The following is a 5553-nucleotide window of genomic DNA, read 5'->3' as shown; positions in this document are numbered from 1 at the left end:
AAAAATGATGAATCGTTTAAGCAGCAATTAGCCGATTTTGAGCAATTTTTAAATACGGAAAATAAGACCGAAGAAAATAGGCAAAAAGATAAAGATCTTTTTAATGGATTTATTTGGGATAAGACCTAAATTTCGCATATGAGATTTTATGTTAAATAAAAATCTCTTTTGGAGACTTAATCTTTGAAAATTAAAGTAATATGTATTATTTAGAAAAGATCTATAGATAGATGAACTCCTTTTTTACTAATTTAAAACCTTTAAATCGAGAAGATTTAATTCAAAAACTTACATCTAAAGAAAGTGATAAAAAATTTAGATTTAGTGAGCATTGGATTCTTAAAAATGAAATTAAACCTGTAGATTTATATTGTTATTTATATGCTAAATATGGGGCACCAAAGGGACTTTTAACCCTGATGAGAAATAAGGATTTAGGTTCAGCTAATATAATTCAGTGGGATTGGATGCTAAAAAGTGATTTAGGCACTTTACACATACAAGGACATAATTTTCGAACAGAAGTTTTTGTTAATCATGATATGGAAGTTAAGCACCTTAAAGTTAATGATTTTATTGAACAAATTAAATCTGATTTCAAAAACTATGGAAAAGAAATATCAAATATTAAAAAGTCATTAGAAAAGTGGACTGAATTCGTAAATCCATTTTTTATTATTAAATCTACTATCCGTCAAAATTTTTCAACATTGAAAAAATTACAACTTGATCTTTCACAAGATAAAATTTCAAGTATTTTTGAATTAGAAGATGAATACAAATGGACTGAGGTAGCGAATAAATATTATTTTGCTATAGGCATTATCCATGGTATTCGCTCAATGCTACCAGTTATGGCTGAATCTTTTATTAATTGCTTAATATTTATTTTATGTAAGTCTGAAATAAAATCGTCTTCTAGATTATATGATGCTGTTGTAAGACAACAAATTGATATTAGGGTTCAAAGTTTACATCTAAATTGTAATTATTTTATTTCCCCTATAGATTATTCTTCAAAAGAATGTAAAGCTTTTCATACTTTAATGAATGAACGAAATGATATGTTACATGGAAATATTCATGTTAAAAAACAATCATTTGGTGAAGTTTATTTTAATAAAGATATGGCAATATATGATACTTATCAAGATCATTGGGAAAAGTCGATTGGAATATTAATACAATCCGTCAAACTAGATACAATTTATCAAGATTTAAAAGTTGTTGAAAATTTTATTGAATATATTTTATCTAAACTTGATCCTCAAGTTAGTGATAATCTAAAAAGCTTATTAGATAAAGCATATTTAGGGTTTAATGAAAAAACAGGAAGAATTGGAATTTTATTCTCAGACCACTTTGCAGATTTTAAAACATCTGCTAAAAAAGAATAAGTTTTTAAAATATTGTTAAATATAATTTTTTTTAGATAGAAAATTCTTTAACTACTAAATATACATAGACTTTAAATAATAGATTCCTTAAAATGCTAAAAAGTTTTCTAAATTTGAGATTGTTTTGCAATGGATAATATTTTTCTTTTCAATGAAAAAAAATTGACTGAAGCAACAATTTTCTTTTTATTACAAACAAGACATAACACCATCAATATATTGAAATTGATGAAATTATTGTATCTAACTGAACGTAAATCTTTTGAAATGTTCCACACCCCAATCATTGGGGATAGTCTAGTTTCAATGAAGAATGGTCCTGTTCTATCTTTAACTTTAGATAGAATTAATCATGGTAGTGAAAAAAAGACGTATTGGGATCAATTTATTTCAGATCGCAAGGATCATGATCTCGCACTGAAAGTAGATGTACCAATTCAGTCTGATGATGATCTCCTAGAGTTAAGTGACAATGATATCACTGTTCTCAAACAAATCTGGTTTGAGTTCGGGGATAAAAATCAATGGGATTTAGTAGATTATACTCATGATTTTTGTCCAGAATGGCGTAATCCAGGTTCGTCAATGTACCCTATTGGATATAAGGATTTATTCAAGGCACTCAATTTTTCTCAAGAATTGTCTAATGAAATTATTGATCAGCTTGAATCACAAGCTTATATCAACCAATCTGTTCAAATGGTTAATAATCACTAGGAATGTTTTGAATGTCTGAATGGAAAGCTGAAGCAGGTGATGCATTTTTTTGCCAAGCCGGTCCGAAAGAACATTTATTTGTCGTCTTGTTTGATCCCGATACTTATTCAAGTGAGGGGTATGGCAAAAGATTGTGCATTGTCTCAGTAAACTTCACTTCTGTGACTAGTGAAAAGAAAATTGATCCTGCTTGTATTATTGAGGTTGGTGAGCATTCATTTATTCAGCATCAAAGTTATGTCCTGTATGAAAGAATCCAAATTATGGATCATGAACACGTTTGTAAATGTGTAAATACTGGTGTTTATCGACCAGCTGCAAAAGTATCAATTAGTCTTTTGAATCGGATTATCTCTGGGATACAAGAATCCTCAGCCACACCACGAAAATATAAGAAATTATTTAAAAAGGAATAAAAAAGCCGAACATCCTTTTGGGCTTTTTTACATATTTGATTTAGAGCTATTATGGTAGCATCTCTCTCCATGTCATTAAGTAGGGATATTTCTCCCAATAGGTTTGGAGTTGTCTAGCGTTTAATACAAAAGGATTTTCTTTAAAGCTCCAATAATGATCAGGAAATTTTTCATAATTTTCGATAGCTCTATCAAAAATATTCATAGATCTAATTTCGATACTATTCTTATTTTCAAAAGCTCTCCATAAACTGGCCTCTCTTGTATCCCAATCGTTTTTTTCACCAATTACTAGAATGTATCTAAATTTACTCACCGCACCAAAAATTCTTCTTTTTTCAGCAGGATGAAACTCAAAATATCTTTGCCAACTTTTTACTTGTTCAATTCCATGATTTAGCTCCGCACTAGGTTCATTATTTTGATTAAAGAGTCTTGCCCGAGGTTTTTCAATTTCAACTAACACCCACTCGGGACCATCTGAATTATCATTTAGCCAACAAAAATCACATCTAAAATTATTACCCAAACTAACTTCTGAAAAAATTGGTTGTATCCCAAAATGTCTTGAGAATAGCTCAGAGAAAAGAAAGCTATTTTTTTTTAGTAATTGTAGAAGTTCTCTTTCAGAAGAATTATATCTAGCCTTTTTTAACTGCTCTTTTACTTTTTCTAAATCAAAGTTCATTCTTAATCCAAGTACTTATTGAGATACAAAATAATACCTGATTGAACCCCGGTTCCACTAAGAAAGAGAGAGCATTAATTTATGGTATCAATAAATTTACTTTTAAATTTTCTAAAATTAACATAATACACCTTATACGAAATGCTTTATAATTATCCTTATAATTCAACGCTGTAGTTCCTAGTTGATAGCCCGAGTTTCCATGACCGGGCTTTTTTTATGATTTTTCATGTTCCACGCCTAATGTTTAATCAATGTTTCACAGTTTTAATTAAATAAACTGAATAATTTAGTCAGTATGATTTAAGCGTTCGTCTTGAATAAGATCATCTAATTCATCTTCTAAATCTTCAATCTTACTATTGAGAGATAAAATAGAGTTTTTTAAACGTTCATTTTCAGGAACGCCAGGATGTTTTAATTTTTTAAAAATCTCCAATAATTCGCTGCGATGAGTGCGTAACCTTTCAATGTCATTTTCAAGAGCTATCCTTGGCGTCCAGAGTGCAAGTAAACTTTGCTCATAGTCTTTGAGTTCTTCACAACTCATTGAAGCTAATTCAGCTGTAGTTCTCATGGTTTAAAATCCGTTTTGCTATGCAGAGATTTAAAAATCCGCTTTGCTGTTTCTTCTCTTACGCTTTTAGGATCTCGTAAGATGCCACCAATCCAAAGGGCGAAAGTAGGGTAGTCTGGGAAATTACTTAGGTCTGAAAGTTCAGAAAGTTTTGATAGAACCGTACTGTATTTATTAACTTGAGCATCTGACATATTACAGAACATATCTACCGTTTTTGGATCTCGTTCAGGTGCTACTAATTTGGGTTTAGGCTTCTCTTTTACCGTAAATTTAAAACCGACAACGGAACGCCCTTTTTTGACATTTTCATAAGTCAAATTGATATCAGTATTTTCTGTAATTTCATTCAATGAAGGGGTAATTACACGTTTTTTTAAATTGCTAAGATCTTGATAAGATTCTGGTAATCCAAATTCTGTTTTTAGATGCTCTAGTGACATCTCAAAATATCCAATTGTTTGATGTTTTTTTGCTAAATGATAAAAATCAAATGAATAGTCTTTTTTTAGACTGAGGACAATATCTTTTTTATATTTAGTATAGGGATTTAACTTATCAAATTCTTTTAGCATTAAAAGAACTTCATCTGGAAAACAAATAGACACACAACCATCTTCATATCTAGCTCGAATAACCCAATTACAATATGTTTTACGTCCTTTTTCATCTAAGTAACAGAAATAACGTTTAATAAGAGCCTTACTTGCATCTATAAGCGATTTATATGCTGAATGAGTTTTTATATTACATTCTTGAGCAAATTTTTCTGCTGTAATAACTATTGCATCTTTCTCAGTTGCATTTGTTGTTCTCGCTATTGGACTTGCGAGAATTAAAATGCGTTTCTCATCAATACTCATACTTTTAAAGCATTCTTGAATACTGTTCTGCATTACTACCCAAGATGGTGGATATGTTTTTTTATTTTGTTCATTCATAAATTAACTACAGTGTATTTAAGGTACTTTGAATATAGCGTACCTAAATATAGCAATTCGATTATTATTTGACTATTATTTTTGTACTTTTTTAACAATAAAGTACAATTTATTTAATGTACTTAGTTGTCCTCCAAAAGTACTTTTAAAGTCCTCCAAAAGTACTTTTTAAAGTTGATTTTGTCCTCCAAAAGTACTTAGTTGTCCTCCAAAAGTACTTTTTTAAAGTCTGAAAGCATTGCTAGACATGGGCTAGAGGAGGGGCTAAAAGCTTTTAAAAGCTTTTTAAAAGTATAAAAGGGAATTTTGTTCAAATTTGGGCTATAAAAACTGCCCTTGGTACTCGCTAAAGCTCGTACTCTATTGAAGCTCGTTTCTCTCGCTTCGTTGGGGCAGTTTTTTTCTTAACTTATCTAGTATTCAAAAAGCAAAAGCATGAATAATGCATTCGCTTCGCTCATGCTTTTTGAAAAGCAAAAGCCTCATTGTGACGCTCGTAGACACTCGCTAAGCACAATCTACTGTAATTCAGTAAAAACGGTTTATCAGAGGAGGATTAAGCGAACTTTCAATGTGACGCTCGTAGACACTCGCTAAATGCTTTCATTTGCGTTCTAAGCAATTTTATTTTAATCAACTATAGTTTCCCTATATTTTTAGTTAAAGTCGCTAAAAACCCCGTTTTTTTGCTTTTAAATGGGGTTACCAAGGCATGTAGTCAGGATTATTGTCAGGATCTTGTTTTTTGGGTTCATTTTTCTGCTGGTTTTTTGGGTCTTCACGTCTTGAAAATGCTAAAAGGTCGGGTGCTCGTTTT

At 30.6% G+C, this 5553-nt stretch carries 6 protein-coding genes; 3 read left to right on the top strand and 3 right to left on the bottom strand.

Annotated elements, in window-relative coordinates; all coding sequences use genetic code 11:
- The first annotated feature begins 230 nt into the window (after nt 1-230).
- The 3 genes from HX005_RS19265 (at nt 231) to HX005_RS19255 (ending at nt 2530) form a co-directional block, all read left to right on the top strand.
- A complete protein-coding gene (locus HX005_RS19265; protein WP_120376109.1) occupies nt 231-1397 on the top strand; it encodes a hypothetical protein in 1167 nt (388 codons plus the stop codon).
- Between the two features lie 129 nt (nt 1398-1526).
- Complete coding sequence (locus HX005_RS19260; protein WP_120376110.1) at nt 1527-2114, top strand: Panacea domain-containing protein; 588 nt, start codon at nt 1527-1529, stop codon at nt 2112-2114.
- An 11-nt stretch (nt 2115-2125) separates the two neighbouring features.
- On the top strand, nt 2126-2530 hold the full coding sequence (locus HX005_RS19255) for a hypothetical protein (protein WP_120376111.1): 405 nt from the start codon (nt 2126-2128) through the stop codon (nt 2528-2530).
- Nucleotides 2531-2579: 49 nt separating this feature from the next.
- On the opposite strand, the gene HX005_RS19250 is transcribed toward HX005_RS19255, so the two are convergent.
- The 3 genes from HX005_RS19250 to HX005_RS19240 form a co-directional block, all read right to left on the bottom strand.
- Nucleotides 2580-3218 (bottom strand): Shedu anti-phage system protein SduA domain-containing protein, encoded by a 639-nt coding sequence (locus tag HX005_RS19250; RefSeq protein ID WP_120376112.1) that lies wholly within the window; start codon nt 3216-3218, stop codon nt 2580-2582.
- A gap of 289 nt (nt 3219-3507) precedes the next feature.
- Nucleotides 3508-3795 (bottom strand): hypothetical protein, encoded by a 288-nt coding sequence (locus HX005_RS19245; protein ID WP_120376113.1) that lies wholly within the window; start codon nt 3793-3795, stop codon nt 3508-3510.
- On the bottom strand, nt 3792-4736 hold the full coding sequence (locus HX005_RS19240) for a replication initiation protein (RefSeq protein ID WP_120376114.1): 945 nt from the start codon (nt 4734-4736) through the stop codon (nt 3792-3794). Before HX005_RS19240 ends, HX005_RS19245 begins: the two co-directional genes overlap by 4 nt.
- Nucleotides 4737-5553 lie beyond the last annotated feature (817 nt).

This window comes from Acinetobacter sp. R933-2 (assembly GCF_030325485.1).
Taxonomy (GTDB): domain Bacteria; phylum Pseudomonadota; class Gammaproteobacteria; order Pseudomonadales; family Moraxellaceae; genus Acinetobacter; species Acinetobacter sichuanensis.
Note: the sequence above shows the minus strand (reverse complement) of the source record. Positions and strands in the feature narration are given on the sequence as shown.